This window comes from Porticoccus sp., from assembly GCA_023261185.1.
Classification (GTDB): Bacteria; Pseudomonadota; Gammaproteobacteria; order Pseudomonadales; family Porticoccaceae; genus Porticoccus; species Porticoccus litoralis.
Window position 1 is genome coordinate 1 of sequence record JALRJN010000094.1, and the last position, 22,891, is coordinate 22,891.

General features: G+C 53.2%; 23 protein-coding genes. 15 read left to right on the plus strand and 8 right to left on the minus strand.

Annotated features, from left to right (window positions below):
- Nucleotides 1–272 precede the first annotated feature (272 nt).
- Both ACYZYZ_RS08940 and ACYZYZ_RS08945 read left to right on the plus strand, forming a co-directional pair.
- A complete protein-coding gene (locus tag ACYZYZ_RS08940; protein ID WP_461484035.1) occupies nt 273–1,445 on the plus strand; it encodes a BaiN/RdsA family NAD(P)/FAD-dependent oxidoreductase in 1,173 nt (390 codons plus the stop codon).
- Between the two features lie 28 nt (nt 1,446–1,473).
- Nucleotides 1,474–1,758, plus strand: a complete 285-nt coding sequence (locus ACYZYZ_RS08945) for a DUF2288 domain-containing protein (RefSeq protein WP_461484008.1) — start codon at nt 1,474–1,476, stop codon at nt 1,756–1,758.
- A gap of 205 nt (nt 1,759–1,963) precedes the next feature.
- On the opposite strand, the gene ACYZYZ_RS08950 is transcribed toward ACYZYZ_RS08945, so the two are convergent.
- The 5 genes from ACYZYZ_RS08950 to ACYZYZ_RS08970 all read right to left on the minus strand — a co-directional run bounded on the left by ACYZYZ_RS08950 (nt 1,964) and on the right by ACYZYZ_RS08970 (nt 7,190).
- A complete protein-coding gene (locus ACYZYZ_RS08950; protein ID WP_461484009.1) occupies nt 1,964–3,646 on the minus strand; it encodes an MBL fold metallo-hydrolase in 1,683 nt (560 codons plus the stop codon).
- Nucleotides 3,647–3,675: 29 nt separating this feature from the next.
- The gene (locus ACYZYZ_RS08955; protein ID WP_461484010.1) at nt 3,676–4,926 is read right to left on the minus strand and encodes a hypothetical protein; all 1,251 of its coding nucleotides are present in this window, start codon (nt 4,924–4,926) and stop codon (nt 3,676–3,678) included.
- Between the two features lie 266 nt (nt 4,927–5,192).
- Entirely contained in the window at nt 5,193–5,735 is a 543-nt protein-coding gene (locus ACYZYZ_RS08960) for a YaeQ family protein (protein WP_461484011.1), read from the minus strand.
- Nucleotides 5,736–5,820: 85 nt separating this feature from the next.
- Complete coding sequence (locus ACYZYZ_RS08965; protein ID WP_461484012.1) at nt 5,821–6,237, minus strand: hypothetical protein; 417 nt, start codon at nt 6,235–6,237, stop codon at nt 5,821–5,823.
- A 59-nt stretch (nt 6,238–6,296) separates the two neighbouring features.
- Nucleotides 6,297–7,190: a LysR family transcriptional regulator gene (locus ACYZYZ_RS08970; protein WP_461484013.1), complete on the minus strand. Its 894-nt coding sequence runs from the start codon at nt 7,188–7,190 to the stop codon at nt 6,297–6,299.
- Nucleotides 7,191–7,342: 152 nt separating this feature from the next.
- Here ACYZYZ_RS08970 and ACYZYZ_RS08975 point away from each other — a divergent pair, with 152 nt between their 5' ends.
- From ACYZYZ_RS08975 to rimO, 4 genes are all read left to right on the plus strand, one after another.
- Nucleotides 7,343–8,044 carry a CoA transferase subunit A gene (locus tag ACYZYZ_RS08975; protein ID WP_305171094.1) on the plus strand — a complete coding sequence of 234 codons (702 nt, stop codon included), beginning with the start codon at nt 7,343–7,345 and terminating at the stop codon, nt 8,042–8,044.
- 14 nt (nt 8,045–8,058) lie between these two features.
- A complete protein-coding gene (locus ACYZYZ_RS08980) occupies nt 8,059–8,715 on the plus strand; it encodes a CoA transferase subunit B (RefSeq protein WP_305171095.1) in 657 nt (218 codons plus the stop codon).
- A 192-nt stretch (nt 8,716–8,907) separates the two neighbouring features.
- The gene (locus ACYZYZ_RS08985; RefSeq protein WP_461484014.1) at nt 8,908–9,690 is read left to right on the plus strand and encodes a 3-hydroxybutyrate dehydrogenase; all 783 of its coding nucleotides are present in this window, start codon (nt 8,908–8,910) and stop codon (nt 9,688–9,690) included.
- A gap of 102 nt (nt 9,691–9,792) precedes the next feature.
- Nucleotides 9,793–11,109 (plus strand): 30S ribosomal protein S12 methylthiotransferase RimO, encoded by a 1,317-nt coding sequence (gene rimO, locus ACYZYZ_RS08990; protein WP_461484015.1) that lies wholly within the window; start codon nt 9,793–9,795, stop codon nt 11,107–11,109.
- 78 nt (nt 11,110–11,187) lie between these two features.
- Here rimO and slyD read toward each other — a convergent pair whose 3' ends face one another.
- Nucleotides 11,188–11,670, minus strand: a complete 483-nt coding sequence (slyD, locus tag ACYZYZ_RS08995; protein WP_305171098.1) for a peptidylprolyl isomerase — start codon at nt 11,668–11,670, stop codon at nt 11,188–11,190.
- Nucleotides 11,671–12,139: 469 nt separating this feature from the next.
- Between slyD and ACYZYZ_RS09000 the strand changes: the two genes are divergently transcribed.
- The 9 genes from ACYZYZ_RS09000 (at nt 12,140) to ACYZYZ_RS09040 (ending at nt 21,483) form a co-directional block, all read left to right on the plus strand.
- Complete coding sequence (locus ACYZYZ_RS09000) at nt 12,140–14,290, plus strand: adenosylcobalamin-dependent ribonucleoside-diphosphate reductase (protein WP_305171099.1); 2,151 nt, start codon at nt 12,140–12,142, stop codon at nt 14,288–14,290.
- A 14-nt stretch (nt 14,291–14,304) separates the two neighbouring features.
- The gene (locus tag ACYZYZ_RS09005; protein WP_305171100.1) at nt 14,305–15,012 is read left to right on the plus strand and encodes a TSCPD domain-containing protein; all 708 of its coding nucleotides are present in this window, start codon (nt 14,305–14,307) and stop codon (nt 15,010–15,012) included.
- 167 nt (nt 15,013–15,179) lie between these two features.
- Nucleotides 15,180–16,616, plus strand: a complete 1,437-nt coding sequence (locus ACYZYZ_RS09010) for a HAMP domain-containing sensor histidine kinase (RefSeq protein ID WP_461484016.1) — start codon at nt 15,180–15,182, stop codon at nt 16,614–16,616.
- 29 nt (nt 16,617–16,645) lie between these two features.
- A complete protein-coding gene (locus ACYZYZ_RS09015) occupies nt 16,646–17,188 on the plus strand; it encodes a hypothetical protein (protein WP_461484017.1) in 543 nt (180 codons plus the stop codon).
- A 6-nt stretch (nt 17,189–17,194) separates the two neighbouring features.
- Entirely contained in the window at nt 17,195–18,574 is a 1,380-nt protein-coding gene (locus ACYZYZ_RS09020; protein WP_461484018.1) for a sigma-54-dependent transcriptional regulator, read from the plus strand.
- Nucleotides 18,575–18,851: 277 nt separating this feature from the next.
- Entirely contained in the window at nt 18,852–19,493 is a 642-nt protein-coding gene (locus tag ACYZYZ_RS09025; protein ID WP_461484019.1) for a BON domain-containing protein, read from the plus strand.
- A gap of 72 nt (nt 19,494–19,565) precedes the next feature.
- Nucleotides 19,566–19,949 carry a PA2779 family protein gene (locus ACYZYZ_RS09030; RefSeq protein WP_461484020.1) on the plus strand — a complete coding sequence of 128 codons (384 nt, stop codon included), beginning with the start codon at nt 19,566–19,568 and terminating at the stop codon, nt 19,947–19,949.
- 44 nt (nt 19,950–19,993) lie between these two features.
- On the plus strand, nt 19,994–20,941 hold the full coding sequence (locus tag ACYZYZ_RS09035; RefSeq protein ID WP_461484021.1) for a PA2778 family cysteine peptidase: 948 nt from the start codon (nt 19,994–19,996) through the stop codon (nt 20,939–20,941).
- Between the two features lie 20 nt (nt 20,942–20,961).
- Nucleotides 20,962–21,483 carry an outer membrane lipoprotein gene (locus ACYZYZ_RS09040; RefSeq protein ID WP_461484022.1) on the plus strand — a complete coding sequence of 174 codons (522 nt, stop codon included), beginning with the start codon at nt 20,962–20,964 and terminating at the stop codon, nt 21,481–21,483.
- Nucleotides 21,484–21,489: 6 nt separating this feature from the next.
- Here ACYZYZ_RS09040 and ACYZYZ_RS09045 read toward each other — a convergent pair whose 3' ends face one another.
- Together ACYZYZ_RS09045 and ACYZYZ_RS09050 are read right to left on the minus strand one after the other, a co-directional pair.
- On the minus strand, nt 21,490–21,996 hold the full coding sequence (locus ACYZYZ_RS09045; protein ID WP_461484023.1) for a shikimate kinase: 507 nt from the start codon (nt 21,994–21,996) through the stop codon (nt 21,490–21,492).
- 14 nt (nt 21,997–22,010) lie between these two features.
- Nucleotides 22,011–22,859, minus strand: coding sequence for a LysR substrate-binding domain-containing protein (locus tag ACYZYZ_RS09050; RefSeq protein WP_305171102.1), 849 nt, complete (start codon nt 22,857–22,859; stop codon nt 22,011–22,013).
- Nucleotides 22,860–22,891: the final 32 nt, after the last annotated feature.

Consider the following 22,891-nt stretch of genomic DNA (forward strand, 5'->3'; position numbering starts at 1 on the left):
GACGGTGGTCGAAGATGGGCACACTACCATCGATACGCCAGTTTTAACGGCCGCAAGTATTTCAGCACACCATAATCATACCTGGGCAAACCTCGGCAGTTATGGGCCAAGGGCAATACCTGTCACGGCTGCTCACATTGAGTTTGAACGTTAAACTCAATGCCAAAAACACTTAGAAGCTGCTAGAATTGGGGGTTCTTCTGGGGGCTGCAAAGTCGATACCAATTGCTGATTTAAGAGAGCAGATTCTGAAAAAACAACTAGATGTTATTGTGATTGGCGCGGGGGCAGCGGGTTTATTTTGCGCGGCGCAAGCGGGTAAACGTGGGCGCAGCGTGGCAGTACTTGATCACGCTAAACGTATTGGCGGTAAAATTTTGATGTCAGGCGGTGGGCGCTGTAATTTCACCAATATGTATGCCTCTCACGAGAATTTTTTGTCAGACAACAAACACTTTTGTAAGTCGGCGCTGAGCCGCTATACCCAATGGGACTTTATTGAACTGGTTAATAAGCACGGTATCGCCTACCACGAGAAGACCCTTGGCCAGTTGTTCTGCGATCACCGCTCCCAGGATATTCTCGATATGTTATTGGCGGAGTCGGACGCAGCGAGTGTACAGCTGAAGACCCGATGCGAGATCCGCGAAGTGACTTGCGAGGAGGCCAATCAGGGCTTCCGGTTGCAGACCAGTCTTGGGGAGTTTCATGCCAACGCACTGGTGGTGGCCAGCGGTGGTTTGTCGGTGCCGACACTGGGCGGCTCCGACTTCGGTTACAGGCTGGCGCAGCAGTTTGGCCATAGTCTGGTGCCGTTGCGACCAGCCTTGGTACCCTTTACCTTTAGCGACGGTTTTAAATTGCTGACAGAGAAGCTCTCTGGCTTGTCGGTGTCAGTTCGGGTGACCGCCGGCGGTAAATCTTTCCGGGAACATCTTCTTTTTACCCACCGTGGGCTCAGTGGTCCGGCAGTTTTGCAAGTCTCCAGTTACTGGCGTGAAGGGCAGGAAGTGCACATTGACCTGCTTCCTGACACAGATGTGGCAACGTGGCTAATGGCCATGAAGTCGCAACAGCCGAGGACATTATTGCGCACCTTGCTGGTTAGGGAGTTGCCGCGCAAACTGGTTCAGGAATTACAGGCACTGTGGTGGTCAGAACGCGCGGAAACGCCCCTTGCGGAATGGCCGGACAAACAGTTGCTGGCGGTAGCGAAACAGCTAAATGGCTGGCAGTTAAAACCCTCCGGCACCGAGGGCTATCGCACCGCGGAAGTCACCCTGGGCGGTGTCGATACTCGGGAGGTATCCTCCAAAACCATGGAGAGCCAGTTGCAACCTGGCCTGTATTTTATTGGCGAGGTGCTGGACATCACTGGCCATCTGGGGGGCTTTAATTTTCAATGGGCCTGGGCCTCCGGGGTAGCCGCCGGGCAAAGCGTTTGAGTGAGAGAACTATTTTGGAAAGAGAGCAATGTTGAAAGAAGAATTACTACAGGAAACAGCAAAAATTGGCTGGCAAGAGTTGCAAAAGTTTTTTGCCAATGGCTCCACCATTTACGTGGCGCCGGAACTGGACCTGATCGATGTGGCCTGGGAAATCTGCCAGGACAACAAAGAGAAGGTTCAGGCTTGGATGACCGCCGGACAGGTAGGACAAGTCAGTGATGAACAGGCGGTCACCTGGTTGGAAACCGATGCCCTGGTGTGGTCGGTGGTAGTGAAGCCCTGGGTCTTGGTGCAGCCGGTCAGTAACTGATGACATAAATACATACAGTGTCACACCCAGAATCTAGGGTGCAGCAGTACTCTAGATTCTGGGTGTGACAAAGTCATAATAAGGCCTGTTCAAAACTTTCAGACTGATGTTGGTCAGAGCTTTAATCACGCTTTGGTGCCAGTTAGCCACAACTTACTACGGTAGACGATAAAAGCTTAAGTCGACTGCCTGCAACCAATAAGCCTTATAAATGTTTGCGCTCAATTAGCAGGCTTAGTTTTTCCTCAATAGCAATCAAGTGCTCTATCAGGTCACTACTAGCTCGCCTATTTTCTTGAATGTAGGAGCCAGAGTTCAGATCAAACCACTCAGATTTTGCTATTTGCACAGAATTAATTGTTCTGTCGCCGGGTCGTTTTTGGTTAGAACGGTTTAATATGGCATCTCTAAGAGCATTCTTGCTTGTTGATTCACCATGATTGATAAAGACGCATGCTGAATTAGAGTTTTCTGCGTGTGATCCCAGTGAGAAAAGGTAATCAAGAAGTTTTGCTTGATCTGCATGGCCAGAATAAAACCCGGAAAGATTGATTACTTCTGCTAGCTTTCCATTTTGGGTGGGAGATTCAGCATAATCCAAAAGTGCTCGACCCCTTGTTCCTTGCGCTTGAAAACCCGTGAGCACAATAGTGTTTTTCGGATCGCGCCAATGTTTGTCGATATGCTTTTTTACTGGCCCGTGGTCACACATGCCGGAACTTGCAATGACCACAGGGTACCTATCTAATTGCTTTTGAAATTTCTCTTTTGTAATAGGTTCTGGAGATAAACACCTGACTAAATGACCTTTTTTAAAAATGGTGTGTTGGTTTTCAGTTAATTCCCTGAATATTTGACTGCTTTCTTCCTCTGAACAATTCAGTCTGCCCGTTAGCTCTGGGTTTAGATATTGGTATTTGCCATTAGCGAGTCTTTTTTGGAGCTGTGATGCGTATACCTGATTTATTTTAGCTGCCAGAGGGCTTTCGCATAGTACTCTTAACGGGCTGCTATACACCTCATCTCCAGATCCATCTTTCTTGGGTTGCAAGTATCCCATCAAGCCTGAATGCTCGCTCTTTGGCCAAAAATGCCATTGCCAAGCTAAAAGGTCAGCAATAATTTCCTGTGTACGATGGAAAGAAAAGGCTGGTATCACAACATTCCCGCCTTTTTTGTATACGGTGTTGCAGATAATATCGCCCAGAGTATTAATTCTGTTTTGAGCATTTTTGTATAATGAGTCGCGCTCATCTGCTCCGTAGGTAGATTCGACCAAGATATAATTGGCTTTCGGATTTGGGTTGTGATCATCTTTTAGTAAGGGGAGAAAACAATTTTCATCAAGTTGATTGCCGATATCTCCACTGAAATGAATGCTTTTTGTTGGGTCGGATTCGCTGCTGGTTCGCCATGCGATAGTGATTCCACAGGCTCCAAGAACGTGACTTCCTCTGCTGAATTCGATCCAAAGCCCATCGGCTAGGCGGAACCGCTTGTTCCAGTTAAAGTTGCCGCTATCGATGGCATGCCATTTGATTTTGTCGACGTCAGATTCCTTAAAGAGGTCGCTTACTTTGGCTGAATCTCGCAGCATCAGTTCAGCTATTTCCCGCGTCGCTTGGGTGCAGTAGACCCAGCCTTTAAAGCCATTTTGGATCAGTTTAGGTAGTAGACCGCAGTGGTCGATATGTGCATGTGTGAGTAACACGTACTGAATTCGGGTGGCATCAAACTCGAAAGGTTGATAGTTATTCCACTGCTCCTCGTGTGTGCCCTGGTGCATGCCACAATCCACCAGAAACTGGGTGTTTGAATCTGTGTGCCATAGCCATGAACAGGATCCTGTAATCCATTTTGTTGCGCCAATAAATTTTATTTTCAACATGTTTCGTCCTTAAAGGTGTTGAATGGTTTCTAAATAACGATAGTGCCGGGTAAATAGCCGCCATGCTTTGCTATATCGGTCTTGATTGTGATCAAAGGAAGCTCAGGTAGTGTCAGCCAGGCCCGAATTTTTTCGAGTTCTTTAAAAAGTTCTGACCCTGATATAAATGGAACAACGATATTGCGCGTTGGAAAATGAATAATCTCACCTTTTAATTGCCTATCTGAGGCTAATGAAAGCCAGAAGGCATAGTCACAATTGTCATTCATGAAAAGGGTGGCTTCGTATGTTGTCCAAAAATCAACAGATAATGGTGTTGCTTTCTGTTCGGGTGCCAGGTGTGTGCTCAATAAAGATGAATAATCTCCAGTGAGTAGCGGAGTCCAATCAGGACCGTTCTTTATTTCTGGCAAGTGTTCGTTGTCTATGCCGATTTCACCCCTTTTTGGTTCAGAAAAAGCTCCGGTATAAGACCAGATTTTTTGCCCGGTAATAACGTACTCATGCATTTCCGTTAAGCTCTCAGCAGTTTGATTGCTTGACGTAGGCCCCCGTAAACTTTGTTCGAGCGCTCCAACCAGAAACAGACGCATAGCGCCCAGCTGCTGAATATTTAGGCTGTGAGATCTTAAAATCTCGTCCAGGCTATTTTCTGAGGATAAGTTTTCATTGCTGCCTTGGGGGTCGATATTGGGTAGGTCATCGATCGCATAATATGTCGAGGCTCCCATCATTCGATAAATTTCGTTCAGGTCATCATAGGTGTCACATAGGCGATTCAAGTAAACGCCTGCCGATGACAGCCAGCGAGCAAATTCAGGTGTTTGCATGATAGAAAAAAGTATATCTAACCTGCTCTTGCGGTTTTCGGCGGTCTTGCTCTGACGTTTCTTTTCAATGCTCTGCAGTAGCGAAGGGCTCTCGTCGCTAAGTTGTAGCGCATCAGCTAATTTGTTTTGAAACTCCTGAGAGTCAAAGAATGCTTTTGCTCGCTTGAAGTGCCTATATTCAGAAAGTGGTTTCTCGTTATCTAGAAAGTGCTGGATACTTTCTCTTCGTTCAGCGCGGATAAATATACCGGCTTTTCCCCTTGGCCGACCGAACTTCTCTGTTAATTTGTCGGCTTGGGTTTGGTTCAAACGCCACGCCATATTTCGTCCCTCAGAGATTCTGGGGGCTGGAACATCGAGAATGTCAGCTACTTTTGTGGCTGTCATTTGTGCCGCACTGCACGCGTGGTCCAGCAGACGCTTTGTTTCTTCATTAGATAGTTTTTCCATACTTGGCATCACTCCTTCTCCTAGTTTGACTGCCAGTATAGGGTGGATATATTTTATAGAAAATACGAAAATATCGTAACTGTTACGTATCTATATACGAAAAAATATGATTGCTACGTTTCCTGGGTGTTAAAAAGCTTTAAATCGATTGTTGAGCTAGATGTTGAAGTGGGGGATTGGCGACAGGCTTGTGTGGTATGTGGTAGTCAAGCCGTGTGGGTGCTGGTTAAGCCGATCAGTAATTAACAATCGTAGAAATGTGCCGCTCAGTAGGGTCGCCAGCGCTCGGGATGGATGCTCAGCGTGGTGATGTCATTACCAAACCACATCATGCCGTCTTGAATGGTGGCCTGCAGAGACATGCTGCGTTCTGCCAGGGAGGTTAATGACGCGGTGTCCTGTGGGGAAAAATAGTACACCTCGAGATTATCGAAGCGGCTCAGCTTGGGGGCGATATTTTGCCACCACTGCTCTGCAGTATGTGCGCCATAGGGGTATATGAGTACGGTGTCGGCCCTGTTGCAGGCTTTGCGGATACGTCGCTCATCCGGCTGCCCCACCTCAATCCACAGCTCGATATCGCCCTGCAGGTTTTTCTGCCAGAGATCCGGCTCTTCATCGTTGGACAGTCCCCGACAAAATTGCAGCTGTGGGTTGGCATTCAGTGCAAAAGCCAGCAGGCGTACCATCATGCGCTCATCGGTTTCGGAAGGGTGACGAGCAATGGTGAGGGCGTGCGTGTGGTAATAACCGCGATCCATATTGGATACGGCTAACTCCGCTTTGAACACAGTGGCTTTCAGGGCCATGCACGCAGCACTCTAGGTAATATTTGTGGGCTCTTGAGGCGCTGGTGGACAGCGCCTACTCAAGTGGTGAAAGGGGTCGAGGTTATCAGGTGATAATGCCGGAACCACCCAGTCCGCCGGGGCCGCCCATACCACCCATGCCGCCCATACCACCCATGCCGCCATCCTGGCCGGGTACAACAATTTTTGAGGCCTGTTCACGGCGCAGTTCTTCCAGCTCTCTGGCTGTGCGTTCAACTGCGGCTTCGGCTTCGGCACCAAATTTTTCTGCCGCTTCACCAATGCTGGTGGCCTCGATCAGGAAGTTGATGGGCAGCGCACCCATGGGGCTCATCACCTGGGTGGAACCCATGTAGGCAATTTCGCGGTTGGGATCGCGCTCGCCGTCGGCGGTGACCGGGGTCAGGCGACGGATGCTACCGATCTTCTGGTCGGTGAAAATTTCTTCCAGGTACAGCTCGTCTGGATTCATGCTGGCGTCAAATTTTTTGGAATCACTCATGCTATTTATTCAGTTGTTGATCGTTGGGGCGGACACCCTACCAGATTTTCCACAGGTCGTCAGGGTGCGGTGATCTGGGACTTGAGGGTTTCCACAAGCGCATTGGCCGCAGAGGATAATGGGTAGCGGCGACGTGTCAGAATGCCCACCTGACGCTTGACTACCGGGTCAGTCAGTGGCCGGCTTTCTGCACCCAGCAGCTGCATTTGCTGAATAGCCAATGAGGGAACTACGCTGATACCGAGTCCATTGGCGACCATAGAGCCAATAGATGCCAGTTGGTGGGCTTCAAACTCGACGGTCAGGTGTATGCCGCAACTGTCAGTGGTGTCGTCGATCATCTGGCGCATGGCTGAGGGTCGTTGCAGGGTAACAAAGGGGTAGTTCTGAAGCTCTGCCCAGCGGATCGTTTTTTGTTTCAGCAGCGGGTGGTCGTGGGGCGTGACCACAAAAAAACTGTCTTCAAATAGTGGTTCGAAATGCAGGTCTTCAGACTCTTCCAGGTCGAAGGTCACCCCGACCTCTACGCGACCTTTGCGCACCATGTCAATCACTTCCTCAGCCACCACATCCTGCACGGTGATGTTGATATCCGGAAACTGATCCCGGTAGTGGTGCAATGCCTTGGGCAACTTGCTGATGGAGAAGGATGCCATGGTAGCGATACTTAGTTTGCCACGACGCATGGCAAACAGGTTATGCAGGTCGGTGAGGGCGTTATCCCAGTCGGCCAGCAAGCGCTGTGCCACTGGCAGGAAAGCTTCGCCTTCCGGAGTGAGTGACAGGGTGCGGGTCGTGCGTGCCAGCAGCTTGCCACCGACCACTTCTTCCATGTTTTTCAGGGCAATACTTAGTGCGGGCTGGGACAGGTGCAGGCGCTCCCCGGCTTCCGCAAAATTGCGCGTTTGAGCAACGGTCACAAATGCCTTGAGTTGTTTAATGGTGATATCCATGTGTCCACTTCTATTTATAAGGGGGGTTAATCATTTGATTAAAATTTTACGCTTGATAAATATATTGCGCTATAGGATGCTTTAACGGTTTTGCAGGCCAGATGTATTGTCTGCGGGGTAAATCATAAAAAACGATTGAGGAGAAAAAGTTCATGGCGGGTTTCGATAAGGTGGTGAGCACCTACGAAGAAGCGATGGCAGGTCTCGAAGATGGCATGACCGTGATTGCTGGCGGTTTTGGTATTTGTGGTATTCCCGAAAATCTGATCAAGCAGATCAAGAAAATGGGCACCAAGGACCTCACTATTGTTTCCAACAACTGTGGTATTGATGGATTTGGTCTGGGCATTCTGCTGGAAGATCGTCAGATCAAGAAAATGGTCTCTTCCTATGTGGGTGAGAACAAATTGTTTGAAGAGCAACTGCTCTCTGGCCAGCTGGAAGTGGAACTGACGCCCCAGGGCACTCTGGCAGAAAAAATGCGCGCTGCGGGCGCTGGTATTCCTGCGTTCTATACGGCCACCGGTTACGGTACCGATATTGGTGAAGGCAAGGATGTGCGCGAGTTTGACGGCCGAAAATACATTTTGGAAGAGTCTATTCAGGGCGATTTTTCCATTGTTAAAGCGTGGAAAGCAGACCGTTACGGTAACGCGATCTACCGCAACACAGCCATGAACTTCAACCCCATGGCCGCCACCGCTGGCAAGATCTGCGTGATGGAAGTGGAAGAGATTGTTGAACCTGGCGAACTGGACCCGATGTATGTACATACCCCCGGTATTTACGTAGATCGTCTGATTCAGGGTACGTTTGAAAAACGTATTGAAATCCGCACAGTTCGCGAAGGTTAAGAGGAGAGACAATCATGGCACTTTCTCGTGATCAAATGGCTATCCGTGTTGCCCGCGAGCTACAGGATGGTTACTACGTAAACCTCGGTATTGGTATCCCCACGCTGGTGGCGAACCATGTGCCGGAAGGTATGGAAGTTATGCTGCAGTCCGAAAACGGCCTGCTGGGTATGGGACCGTTCCCAACAGAAGATCAGGTTGATCCCGATCTGATCAATGCCGGTAAGCAGACTGTAACCACGGCCACTGGTGCTTCCATTTTCTCATCGGCTGAGTCCTTCGCCATGATCCGCGGTGGTCATGTGGACCTGACCGTGCTTGGCGCGTTCGAAGTGGACGTGAACGGCAACATCGCTTCCTGGATGATTCCCGGTAAGCTGGTAAAAGGTATGGGCGGCGCAATGGACCTGGTAGCCGGTGCCGATAACATCATCGTGTTGATGACCCACGCCGACAAATACGGTAACTCCAAGCTGCTGCCGGAGTGTACCCTGCCATTGACCGGTGCGGGCTGTATCAAGAATGTACTGACCGACCTGGCTTTCATTCAGATCTATGATGGCAAGTTCCACCTGGTGGAGCGTGCGCCTGGCGTATCTGTTGAAGAGATCGTGGAAAAGACTGGCGGTGAGCTGGTTGTTCCCGACAACGTGCCGGAAATGCAGTTCTGATTCTCTGGCGCTGTCAAAAAAGGCTCCCTGTTTGGGGGCCTTTTTTTATGCCTGTCGTCGGCAGCAAAGGCTTTTTTGTATTGCCGGCTGAATGGCTTAAACTGTTTGCTCCCATAGATTTTGCAATCGTCAATCCAATTGTTCGCCCACCATCTACCCCGGGCTGACACCATCCATTTCGTGAGGTGATTTATGTTGAAAGGTAAAACTGCATTGGTGACTGGTTCCAGCAGTGGCATTGGCTATGCCATGGCTGAGCGTCTGGCAGATGCCGGTGCCAATATTGTGTTACACGGTCTGATGGACCCTGCAGAAGGCGCTGCCCTGGCGAAGGAGTTTGAGTCCCGCTTTGGTGTCGAGTGTCTGTTCAGCAATGCTGATATTTCCACTGCCGAGGGTAACGAAGCGCTGGTTAATGCCTCGCTGGAAAAGTTTGGTCAGGTGGACATTCTCATCAACAACGCTGGCATTCAGTTCACCGCCTCTGTTGAAGATTTTCCCGTGGCGAAGTGGGATGCCATCATCGCCATCAACCTCAGTTCCGCATTTCACACCACACGCCTGCTGGTGCCCGGTATGCAGGAGCGCGGCTGGGGCCGCATTATTAACATTGCCTCCGTACACGGCCTGGTGGCGTCCCTGCAGAAGGCAGCCTACGTTGCGGCCAAGCACGGCATTGTCGGCCTCACCAAGGTGGTGGCGCTGGAGAACGCAGAAAAAGGTGTCACCGCCAATGCCATCTGCCCGGGTTGGGTGGATACCGAACTGGTGGCGGCCCAATTTCAAGCAACTGCGGATCGGGATGGCGTCAGTTTTGAAGAGGGCAAGCGGCGCACCATTATTGCCAAACAGCCGGTGCCCAAGGCGACCCAGCCCTCTGCGCTGGGTGACCTGGCGGTGTTCCTGTGCTCAGATGCCGCTGCCACCATTACCGGTGCAAGCCTGCCCGTGGATGGTGGTTGGACCGCCCAGTAAAGCCATTCTGCGGGCAGTCAGAGAGGGTTTGCTGTAGAATCCGCGGCTTCCATTAATTCGGATGCTGCGCGTTGAAGTGCGGTGCCAGTCAACAGGTCAGGTATGTCAGGCAAAGTTGGATTTATCTCTCTCGGCTGCCCCAAGGCGCTAGTGGACTCTGAACGTATTCTCACCCAACTGCGGTTGGAAGGTTACGAAGTGTCTCCAAGTTATGAGAATGCCGATGTGGTGGTGGTTAACACTTGCGGTTTTCTCGATAGTGCCAAACAGGAATCCCTGGATGCCATCGGCGAAGCCATGGCGGAAAACGGTCGGGTGATTGTGACCGGCTGCATGGGTGGTGACGAAAAAGCCATTCGCGATGTTCACCCGGACGTATTGGCGGTTTCCGGCCCCCATCAATACGAGGCGGTGGTTGGCGCTGTGCACGAATACGTGCCACCCAGTGCCGAGCACAACCCCTATGTGGACCTGGTGCCGCAGCAGGGCGTCAAGCTGACACCTCGCCACTATTCCTACCTGAAAATTTCCGAGGGCTGCAACCACCGTTGCAGCTTCTGCATTATCCCTTCCATTCGCGGCGATCTGGTGAGCCGACCGATCGGCAATGTGATGGATGAAGCAGAGCGCCTGGTGAATGCGGGTACCAAAGAGTTGCTTGTGATCTCTCAGGACACCAGCGCCTATGGTGTGGATGTGAAATTCCGCACCGGCTTCTGGCAGGGCAAGCCAGTGAAGACCCATATGCAGCAACTTTGTGAAGCCTTGGGTGAGCTGGGGGTATGGGTGCGTCTGCATTATGTCTATCCCTATCCCCATGTGGACAATGTGTTGCCACTGATGGCGGAGGGCAAGATTCTTCCCTATCTGGACATTCCCTTTCAGCACGCTCACCCAGAGGTGCTGAAGGCAATGAAGCGTCCGGCCAATGAGGAAAAGGTACTGGAGCGGATTCGCCGTTGGCGGGAAATCTGCCCCGACCTGACATTGCGCAGTACCTTTATTGTTGGCTTCCCGGGTGAGACCGAGGAGCATTTTCAGTACCTGCTGGACTGGTTGCAGGAAGCTCAGCTCGACCGCGTTGGTTGTTTCAAATACGAGGCGGTGGACGGTGCTCCGGCCAACGAGCTTCCCGGTGCTGTGCCGGAAGAGGTGAAGCAGGATCGCTGGGAGCGCTTTATGGAAACCCAGCAGGCCATCAGTGCAGAGCGTTTACAGCGCAAGGTCGGCAGCACCATTGAGGTATTGATTGACGAAGTCGATGACGAAGGCGCCATTGGCCGCTCCAGTGCCGATGCGCCGGAGATCGACGGCAATGTATTCCTGGATGGCGAATTTGGTCTACAGCCCGGTGACTTGGTGAAAGCCCGGGTGGTTGAGGCGGAAGAGTACGATCTGGTAGCGGAGTTGATTTCGTAGTTTTAGTTGTTGCTAACAAAACAGGGCAATAAAAAAGGCCAGCTGGAAAGCTGGCCTTTTTTATGGGGGTGAGCAGACTTAGTGCTGGTGTCCGCCGGCACCGTGAACATGGCCATGGGCCAGTTCTTCTTCGCTAGCTTCACGGACAGTTTCAATCTTCACGTCAAAGGTCAGGTCTTTGCCCGCCAACGGGTGGTTGCCATCAACGGTGACTGTTTCGTCAGAGGCGGCAGTTACCACTACGGATACGGGGCCGGAGGGGGTTTGTGCTTCAAAACGCATGCCCGGGTTCACTTCTTCGATACCCTGGAATGCTTCGCGTGGCACTTCCTGTACCAGGTGATCCTGGTACTCACCATAGGCGTCCGCAGCTGGAACGGTGACTTTCATGGAGTCGCCTTCAGTTTTGCCTTCCATCGCCTGTTCAAGGCCAGGAATAATATTTTTGTGGCCATGAATGTAGGCCAGAGGCGCATCATCGGTAGACGAATCCAGCTGAACGCCTTCCTCGTCGGTGAGTGTGTAATGAAAGAGCACGACGGCGTTTTCAGTGATATTCATTTGGATACCTTCTACTGGAGATGAATTTCTAATGAGGGAGGCATTATCCGTGATGAGATTCCATTTGCCAAGGAAGGGGGGTACTAGAGACTTTTTTCCAATTTTTTTGACCGAGCAAGGCCTTTATGGTCACTTCATCTGGTAACCGGGTCAGGATTTTCCCGTGACGATTTTTCGTTGTTTGTCAAAGAGCGTTGCCTGCGGCGGGCTGGCGGCTGAGTGGCTGCTAGCAATGGGTTGGAATATCAGATCGATTTTTAGAAACTACTACCTATAGTGGTTGCTCTGGCCAACAGCACTAGATATTGTATACTCCATCCAGTTCAGCAACTATTTACCCGTTCATCATAAGGCGACTCAAGAGTGCCGAAACCGGGTAAATTGGGGGGGAAGTTGCAGCAACGCTTTCCTCTGCAGGACCTTCAAAGATTGCTCAAGCCACATACTGCACAAGGAAACAAGCACCGCCATGTCGATAGAAGCCCTAAAAACCGCAGACGAGCCTTCCCCCATCGAAATCAAACTCCAGCCAGCCTCAGATGACATCTGGGATAAAAAATATCGCCTCAAGGATAAAAGCGGTAATCCGGTTGATGAAACCATCGATGCGACCTATAGCCGGGTTGCCCGTGCGCTGTCCGAGGTGGAAGAACCGGCAAAACAGGAACACTGGTACGAGCGTTTTCTCTGGGCACTGCGCAACGGGGCCATTCCTGCAGGCCGGATTATTTCCAACGCTGGTGCTCTGGAGCACAAGCCCGCCACCTCCACAATCAACTGCACGGTGTCCGGCACCATTCAGGATTCGATGCTGGATATCCTGGAAAAGAATCTCGAGGCGGGACTGACTCTGAAAGCCGGTTGCGGTATCGGCTATGAATTTTCAACACTGCGCCCGAAAGGCGCCTATGTGTCTGGTGCCGGTGCCTATACCTCCGGCCCTCTGTCCTTTATGGATATCTTCGACAAGATGTGTTTTACGGTGTCATCCGCTGGCGGTCGCCGCGGTGCGCAGATGGCGACCTTTGATGTCAGTCACCCGGACGTGGTGGACTTTATCCGCGCCAAGCGCGAGGACGGTCGCCTGCGTCAGTTCAACCTGTCACTGCTGGTGACCGAGGAGTTCATGGAAGCGGTCAAGGCGGATGATGAGTGGTCACTCTGTTTCCCGATCTCGCCGAAAGAGGTAGAGCAGGGAACGGTTGATCCCGCCGATGAAACCATTGTCTGGCGCGAGTTCCCGTCAACGGAAGGTTACATTGCCAACGATGAGGGTCTGGTGGCGTGCCGTATCTACCGCACAGTGAAGGCGCGTCAGCTGTGGAACGTCATTATGAGTTCCACCTACGACTACGCCGAGCCGGGCTTTATTCTGATCGACAAGGTGAATCAGCAGAACAATAACTGGTACTGCGAAAATATCCGTGCCACCAACCCCTGTGGTGAGCAGCCCCTGCCACCCTACGGTAGTTGTCTGTTGGGCTCTATTAATCTCACCAAATTTGTTCTTGATCCATTCACTGACCGCGCGCGCTTCGACTGGGATAACTACCGCGAGGTGGTGTCGGTATTTACCCGCATGCTGGATAACGTGGTTGAGATCAACGGCCTGCCGCTGGAAGGTCAGCGTAACGAGATCACTCGCAAGCGCCGCCACGGCATGGGTTTCCTTGGTCTCGGTTCCACCATGACTATGCTCAAAGTGCCCTATGGCAGTAAGGAATCCCTGGAGCTGACCGAGCGTGTCTCCCGCGAGATGGCACTGGCCGGTTGGCACACAGGACTGGAACTGGCCAAGGAAAAAGGACCGGCTCCGATCATGGACGAAGAGTTCGAAGTCACCGAAGCCATGATGCGCCTGCGCCCGGAAATGGCCAACGATGGCATTGTGGTAGGTGACAAGCTGAAGGGTAAGGTTCTGCAGGCCCGCTACAGCCGTTACATGCAGAAGGTCGCAGAAGTGGCACCGGAGCTGGTGGACGAGATTGCCGCGGTCGGCTGCCGTTTTACCCACCATTCCTCCATTGCGCCTACCGGCACCATTTCCCTGTCGCTGGCCAACAATGCCAGCAATGGTATTGAGCCCAGCTTTGCACATCACTACGCCCGCAATGTGATCCGTGAGGGCAAGAAGTCGAAGGAGAAGGTGGACGTATTCTCCTATGAGCTGCTGGCCTACCGGGAGCTGGTCAATCCCCGCGCCATGCCCTTCAGTGACGACCCGGCGGAAAAACTGCCCGACTATTTTGTCTCCAGTGAAGATATCAAACCGAAGCAGCATGTGGATGTTCAGGCTGCATCCCAGCGCTGGGTGGATTCATCCATCTCGAAAACTATCAATGTCCCCACTGACTGCGATTTTGAGGACTTCAAGGATATCTATCTGTATGCCTACGAGAATGGACTCAAGGGATGTACGACTTTCCGCTTTAATCCCGAGGCCTTCCAGGGCGTGCTGGTGAAAGATAAAGACCTGGAAAACACCACCTACCGCTTTACCCTGGAAGACGGCTCCACCGTCGAGCTGAAGGGTAATGAGGAAGTGGAATACGACGGCGAGATCCATACGGCCGCCAATCTCTTTGATGCCTTGAAAGAAGGCTACTACGGCAAATTCTGAGCGGAACAACTGACATGACTGTAAAACTCGACAAAAAAATCATCGGCTACAAGGTGGTCACGCCGTCCAATGACGAGGCCCTCCCGGAAGAAAAACCCGCTGCATCTGATCTGGATCGCTCCATTGAGCAGATGCACGAAAATCTCGGCCGCCCGGAAGAACTCCACGGCTCCACCTACAAGGTGAAGACGCCGCTGTCCGATCACGCGCTCTATATCACCATCAACGATATCGTGCTTAACCAGGGCACCGACCACGAGCAGCGCCGCCCCTTCGAGATTTTCATCAACTCGAAAAACATGGACCAGTTCCAGTGGGTGGTTGCCCTGACCCGGGTTATCTCTGCGGTGTTCCGCAAGGGTGGTGATTGCACCTTCCTGGCGGAAGAGCTGAAAGCAGTGTTCGATCCCCAGGGCGGTTACTTCAAGCGCGGTGGCAAATTCATGCCCTCACTGGTGGCGGAAATTGGCGAGGCCATTGAAGATCACTTGACCAAGATCGGCATGATCCAGACCCCGGAACTGGGTGATCACCAGAAAGCGATTCTGGCTGAAAAGCGCGCCGAATATGAAGCGGCCAGCGCTCCGGCAGCTCCTGTCGCGAAACCCAGTAACCCGTTTCCCGAAAGTGCTCAGCTCTGCCAGAAATGTATGACCAAGGCAGTGATCCTTATGGATGGCTGCATGACCTGCCTGAATTGTGGGGACTCGAAGTGCGGATGAATTAACTCCAGTCAAAAAAATATCCGCATGAATGGGGAGATTAGCCGGGGAATACCCGGCTTTTTTTCCGCTACCGAAAAGTGGTAACCAGCCCCTCCGGGGTAGACCTCAGTTGGTCGGGCATGGGATAACATGCTCACTGTGGATGATCTGGAAAGGGGGACTCTTTGAAATTTTCCAATCTGCCCCGCATCAATTCCTTGCCGGGACTGGCCTTTATCGCCCTGCTGCTGGCGGTGTTGCCGCTGGTGGTTGCCCTGCTGACCTCGACCCTGTACGTCAATCGACTCAACCAACAGGGGCAGGAGGCAATCCACCAGGCAACCATTCTGGCCAATGCCAGCCAGACTATGTCCGACTCCCTGATCGCCATGGAGCGCAGTGCCCGACAGTACAATGTGTTGCTGGATAAAGAGCTATTCAATGTCTACCTCGAGCACCGGGCAACGTTCAATGAGGCGTTGAGGCAGTTAGTGGGTGTACCGATGGAAGCCAATGTCGTCACCTTGCAACAGCAGATTCAGGTGGCAGAAGAGCAGATCTACGAGGGACTACAAACGGTGCTCCTGGGTACCGAAGAGTCGGCGGAATTGCTGGCCGGATTCGATGCCATTAACGTCAGGGTCAAGACCATCCGCGATGAGGCCGCGGAATTGAAGTCGCGCGCAGTGGCGCAGTTACAACAATCGGCGCAGCGCGCCAAAAGCCTGATGTCCTGGCAACTGGCGGGATTGTTGCCCATTTTACTGTTTGTGGTGTACATGTTTGCGGCGCGGGTCTTGAAACCCATCCGACAATTGGATGCTGCGATCCGTAGACTGGGTCGCGGCGAGCTGGATAGTCCGGTACAGGTGGTCGGTCCCCACGACTTGCAGGAACTCGGTCTCAGTCTCGACTGGATGCGGCAGCGCATCAATGAGTTGGAAGGGCAAAAAAATCGCTTTCTGCAGCACATGTCACACGAGTTGAAAACACCCTTGACCAGTTTGCGCGAGGGCTCGCAACTGTTGAGCGAAGGCACCCTGGGGGAGCTCGGTGAGGATCAGCAGGAGGTGGCCGAGCTGTTGAAGCACAATGTGATTCGCCTGCAGCAACAGATCGAGAATCTGCTGCGTTTCAGCGTTGCGCAATCCCATAACGTCGCCCCTAACAACAGTGTATTCCCCATGGATGAGCTGCTGGAGGAAGTGCTCCGGGACCAGCAGTTGGCACTGCAGAACAAATCGTTGCAGCTGACGGTTGAGGCCGCCCCGTTGATGGTGACGGCGGATCGGGAAAAACTGCGGACGGTGATCGACAACCTGCTGTCCAACGCGGTGAAGTACTCACCCCAAGGCGGTCGGGTAAGCGTTGCCATGGGACTGCGTGGTCAGCAACTGGAAATTGAGGTACAGGACAGCGGACCGGGGATTCCGGAGAATGAACGAGAGAAAGTATTTGAGGCGTTTTATCAGGGGTCGATTCCGGCCAGGAGTGCGGTGAAGGGCTCTGGGATTGGGTTGTCCGTGTGCCGCGCTTACGTTCAATCACAGGGTGGTGAGATTCTGGTCGCCCCGTCTAGCCAGGGGGCCCGGCTGTGTGTTTTGATCCCTCAACCGCAATAAGTGGCTTCAAGGGTAAGGTAGTGGCAAAAATGATCAGATCGTTGAGAGGACGTGTGTTGTGGTTGTTGCTGCCGGTCGTTCTGGCAGGTTGCCAGGGGATGCCCTGGACCGAGAGCGGAGCTGGCTCTGCGACAACAGCAGTTACACCAGATTACCTGCCTCGGGACCATAAGCTCATTACTTTGGTGAATTACGCCGAATGGTTGGGGCTGCAGCGCAGCGATGTGCTGATTTCTGGTTACCGGTTGGCGAAACAGCGGGTCGAAAAGACCCGCAGCCCCGCTGACAAGCTTACCCTGGCAATGCTGCTGAGTGTGCCCGATTCAGGGTTTCAGAACGATACCGGGGCGCAATCATTGTTCGAGCAGGTGTTGGCCAATACCCCGGAGACCGACCGGGACTTGCGCAGTTTTGTGCGTTTGCAGCAGTTAACCTTGCGTCAGCGCCACGCGTTGAACCGCAGCTGGGAACGACGGCTGGATCAGCAGGAACAGCAGGCCGTAACCCTGCGGCAACAGCTGGAACAACTGAAATCGATAGAGAAAGGCCTGATGGAACGTCAGGGGGATTGAGTCAGCGTGGCAAATGGCGAAAACAAGCCCAGAATTCTGGTAGTCGATGACGACGGCGACTTGCGCAAGCTGTTGCGGCTGCGGCTGATCAGTGCTGGTTACGAGGTGGAGACCGTCGCCAGTGGTGAGGAGGCCCTTGCGGCATTGCCGGGTTTTCGACCTCAAATGGTGGTCACGGATTTACGCATGGAAGGCATGGATGGCATGGCGCTGTTCACCGCCATTAATCACCAGCTGCCCTCCCTGCCAGTCATCATCCTTACTGCCCACGGCAGTATTCCCGAGGCGGTAGAGGCGACCCAACGCGGGGTCTTCTCCTATTTGACGAAGCCCTTTGACAGCTCGGAGTTGCTCGCCACCGTTGGCAAGGCGTTGTCGCTGTCGCCAACCGTTGAGCCGGAGACGGATTCGTCCAGCCGGGACGGGGCGTCGGGTTCAATGATTTGCCAGGGCGGGGCAATGCAGGAGCTCATGAACCAGGCCAAACGTGTCGCGCAATCCGATGTCAGTGTGCTGATCCAGAGTGAAAGCGGCACCGGCAAGGAATTGTTGGCACGTTCTATCCACCGGGATAGTGCCCGCAGTAAAGGGCCATTTGTGGCGGTGAATTGCAGCGCCATTCCGGAGCAGCTATTCGAGTCGGAGTTATTTGGACACGTCAAAGGAGCGTTTAGCGGCGCCACCAGTCAGCGCAAGGGGCTGTTCCAAGAGGCCCAGGGCGGCACTATTTTCCTTGATGAAATTGGTGATATGCCATTGCCGTTTCAGAGCAAGCTGTTGCGTACCCTGCAGGAGGGCGAGGTGCGTCCGGTGGGGGCCGACGTTTCGGTGGCCATTGATGTGCGGGTCATCTCTGCCACTCACCAGGTGCTCGAGGAGCAAATTCAGTCCGGCAGTTTTCGGGAGGATCTCTACTATCGCCTCAATGTGGTGATGCTGGAATTACCGCCCCTGCGCGATCGGCGAGAGGATATCCCTCTGTTGGCGAATTATTTTTTGCAGGAAATGACTCCCGCCAGGGAGCAGGAACGCAAGAAGTTTTCCCCTGAAGCCCTGACGCTGCTGGTGGGTGCGTCCTGGCCGGGTAATATTCGCCAGTTGCAGAATGTGGTGGCGCAGACCTGTGTGCTCGCCTCGGGTCCAATTATTCCCGCGTCCCTGGTGAAAAAAGCCCTGCGCACCGATGTGGAGCCCCTGCAGACCCTGTCGGTGGCCCGGGAGCAGTTTGAGCGGGATTATCTGATCAAGCTGCTGCAAATGACTGAGGGCAATGTCACCAAGGCGGCCGATCTGGCGGGGCGTAACCGTACTGAGCTTTACAAGCTGTTCTCCAAGTACGGGCTGAACCCGGAACTGTTTCGTCAGACGGGTGACGCGGCCGAATAGCTCACTGTCACCGGGTGCGATGCCTCCAGTGTCTCTTTTTTGAGACAGTCTAACGGTTTGATCTACAAGTATTTTCTGTTTTTACCAGAAAAACTGTCTGCACATCCCGACAGTTTTGTCCCCTCATATCGCACTCATTTTTTTACGTCATTCCTAACTCCTTGAATTTATTGGCTTCTGGCTTTTTGGCACGGAAGTTGACTTGTATTTAGGAAACAGTGGCCCAGTGGCGTTAATCCTCAACTACCCACTGGCAAATGTGATCAGGAGTGTTCGTATGAAAATGTTGTCCGTCATCGCCAGGCGCCGCAAACAGTCCAGAGAGCAACTCGTCTACATGGCTCTGGCCGTTGGGTTGGCCGTGTGCAGTGCCAACAGTAGCGCCTCCGAGCTGGCTTCCGTTCTGGAGCAGCGCTTCATGGATGGTTGGCGCGAGGGAAAAATAGAAACCATCTTCCTGCTCAATCCGCACCTCAAGAGCTCTGCCATTGATGCAGAGGTAAAGGGCACATCACTGGTGCTCAGCGGTGAGGTTGATGAGGCTATCGACCGGGATCTGGCGGAGGCGATTGCCCGGGGAGTGGAAGGTGTCGGGTCTGTCGACAACCGCATAGTGATCGTTCCTGAAAAGCCACAGCCAGCGGCACAGGCCGGGTCGGAGAAAACGGACCTGAAGCAACGGTTACAGGATTTGACCACCACAACGTTGGTGAAAGGCAAGTTACTGCGCAGCCCGCATATCGCCGGTTTGGATATCAATGTCGATACGGTCAATGGACTGGTCACGCTGGAAGGTGAAGTGACCAGCGGTGCGGCAAAAGATCTTGCCTGGCGTCTGGCCAAGAACACCCAAGGCGTGGTGAGCGTTGAAAATCACCTGCTAGTGCGTCCTGAAATAGCTGGTGGTGCTGAGTCCTAGAACCTGAGTGTTCTGGTTGAGCTTGAGTACAGGTGCTGCCAATTTGGTTTTTTAAAGCGAAAGGAGAGAGTGATGTTAACTGTAAAAATGAAACGTTATATCTGTTGTACCCTGGTGTTGTTACTGACGACTGCGGGTGTTCAGGCCAGCGCTCAGGCTGCCCTGATCGGTACCCAACAGGTGGCCAATGAAGCCAGTGTTGAGGTGCAGCGGGATGAACTGCAAACCCTGTTCGCTCGCGATGATGTGGTGCAGAAGCTTTCGTCCCTCGGGGTCGATGTGGCAGATGCGCAACAGCGGGTGGCCAACCTGAGTGATGCCGAAGTGGCACAACTGCACGAGCAGATCAACGACCTGCCGGCTGGTGCCGGAGCTCTGGGCACCATTGCCCTGGTGCTGTTGATCCTCATCCTGCTGGATGTGGCCGGCGTCACCGATATCTTCCCGAAAATCTAATGTTTACCTACCCCCCATCTGGGCTTTGCACGTGGCTTCGCCACGTGCCTTTTTTTCTTCTAGTGCTGTTGCTGAGTGGTTGTGTTGCCACGCCGCAAACGGACGCCCTGCTGTCCGGTTCACAGCCGGTCGAGAGCAGTAGTATGGAGCTCAGGGATGTTCCCTTTTTTCCACAGGAGAAATACCAGTGTGGACCAGCAGCCCTGGCGACGGTGTTGGCCAATAGTGGCCTTGAAGTTGAGCCTAGTGATCTGGTGCCCCTGGTGTATGTGCCTGAGAGAAAGGGCAGTTTCCAGGTGGAAATGCTGGCGACGGCTAGACAGTACAACCGCATCCCATATCAGATCGCGCCACAATTGAGTGCGGTGATTGCCGAGGTATCGGAGGGAAATCCGGTTTTGGTCCTGCAAAATCTCGGTATTGACTGGTTTCCCCAGTGGCACTACGCGGTCGTAGTAGGGTTTGATCTGGAGCGGGGTGAATTCATTCTACGTTCGGGAGAAATTGAACGGCGAATAACGTCTTTCAAGGCATTCGAGAATACCTGGCGGCGTAGCCAGTTCTGGGGGATTACCCTTCTGAAGCCGGGAGCGTTACCGGTGACCGGTGAAGAGAAGGCTTACTTTGTAGCTCTCTCGACCTATGCCGAACACGCCCCTGAAGATGAAGTCTTCAAGGCTATGTCCGCGGGACTGCAACGCTGGCCGGACAGCAAATACCTGTTGATGGGCGTGGGAAACCACTATGCCCAGCGGCAGCAGTTGGCTGAAGCCGCTGCTGCCTACCGTCGGGTTATCGAGTTATTCCCCGACTATGCACCGGCACACAACAACCTGGCCTGGGTGCTGGGGGAGCAGGAACAGATCGTCAGTGCCAGGCAGCACGCGGCCATGGCAGTGAAACTGGGTGGGCCACACTTGGCCCAGTACCGCCTGACCCTTAGAGAATTGGAAAAAATGGCCGGGCACGACAATTCGCCTGGTAAACAATAAACTGAAAAAGGAGTCTACTCATGAGTGGCCAATCAATCGCCCAGAAATACAGCTTGTTCATGTTGGTTTTGGTGTTGGCAGCACTTTTCGTCAGCGGTTGTGACAGCCGTGGCGAACTGGCCAGCGAAACGACTGAAGCAGAGGAGAGCACTGTACTGGAAGACGTCTCTCCGGTGGTAGAGCCTGCCCCTGAGCCGCCAAAACCTGTCTGCGAAAATTGCGGTAAGGTGGTCTCCATTACACCGATGAGCCTCGACGGTTCCGGTAGCGGTGTGGGTGCCGTGGCTGGGGCTGTGGTGGGAGGCCTGTTGGGCAATCAGGTGGGTGGCGGTAGTGGCAAGAAAGTTGCCACGGTGGTTGGCGCCGTGGGTGGTGCTTATGCAGGTAATGAAATTGAAAAGCGTAGCAAGCAGCAGGTCTATTACGATGTTCTGGTAGAACTGGATGCCGGGGGCACCCAGACTGTCAGCGTCAACGATGCCCAGTACCTGCAACCGGGTACCCCGGTGCGAGTTTTCGGGAACAACCTGGAGTTGCTTTAGGGTCTTTTACTGAGCGGCCGCCAGCGCCTCGACGATAGCGGCCACCATTTCTCCCGCTGTGTGTTGTGCGCCGTTCAGGGTAATGTCCGCATAGCGGCGATATAGGGCGGTGCGCTCGGCGTACAGTTCCTCAAAACTCTGGTTGGGGCGGCGGGCAATACCACGGGTGTCGTAGTCGGTGATACGTTGGCGCAGTTCAGGCAAAGGCGTATCCAGGTAAATGATGATGCCGTGGTGACGGAGGTGATTCATGGCAGCTTCACTGTAGACGGCACTGCCGCCGGTGGCAATGACCAGGTGGTGGCCGTTGATACCGGTGAGCACCGATTCTTCAATGTCCCTAAGGTGCAAGTAATCGTTCTCATCCATAATCTGTTGCAGGGTCTTTCCTTCGCGCACCTGGATCAGGATATCGGAATCCACAAAGTCCTTGCCCAGAGCCTTGGCCAGCAGAATGCCAACTGTGCTTTTGCCGGTGCCAGGCATACCGATAAGAACGATATTATCTTTCACGGAGTTGTTTTCCATTACAGGGATGCCTTCACAAAGTCCATCAGTCGGGCGATGGCTTCACCCGGTTCCGGGCTCTGTTCAATAAGACTGATGCCGACCCTGCCGAGTCTGGGCAGTTTCTCCGTGGGTTTCAATACGCGCAGGTTTTCCGGCACAGTGCTGCGGGCCAGTACAGTAACGCCCAGGCCCTCCTCGATGGCCGCCTGAATGCCGGTGAGGTCGGGAATGGTGTAGACAATTCGCCAGTCACGCAGGCTTTCTTGTAATCGCTGGATGCCCCGCTTGCGGTAAATACAGCCTTCGGGGGCAGCGATCAGAGGTAGTGGAGATTGCAGGTGTGCATCGTGATCGGCACCGGTAACCCACACCAATTCGTCTTCCTTGACTAGGTTGTGACCCGCCATGGCTGGGTCATCGTGCAGTGCCAGTATCAGGTCGTAACGCCGCCTTTCTGTTTCGGAGAGAAGCTGTTTGCTGAGAGCGCAAGTCACTTCCAGCGTGACATTGGGGTATGCCTGTGCAAAACGCCCAACAATTTTCGGCAGCAGAGTGGTGGCGAACTCACTGGGTATTCCGAAATGAATCTTGCCGCTGACGGCGGTTTTACTGAACTGGGCAACGGCTTCGTCATTTAGTGCCAGAATCTGGCGCGCATAGCGGAACAGTTGTTGACCGGCCCGGCTCAACTCCAGCTGCTGTCCACTGCGGATCAGCAGGGTCTGGCCCACCAACTGTTCCAGGCGTTTGATTTGCAGGCTGACGGCGGGTTGGGACCTGCCGAGCCAGTCGGCGGCCGGTGTAAATCCGCCCAGTTCCACCACGGTAACAAAAGCGCGCAACAGGTCTGTGGGTAGGTTTTTCATGGTGTAGATGCTATTAACAAATGTAATGGAAT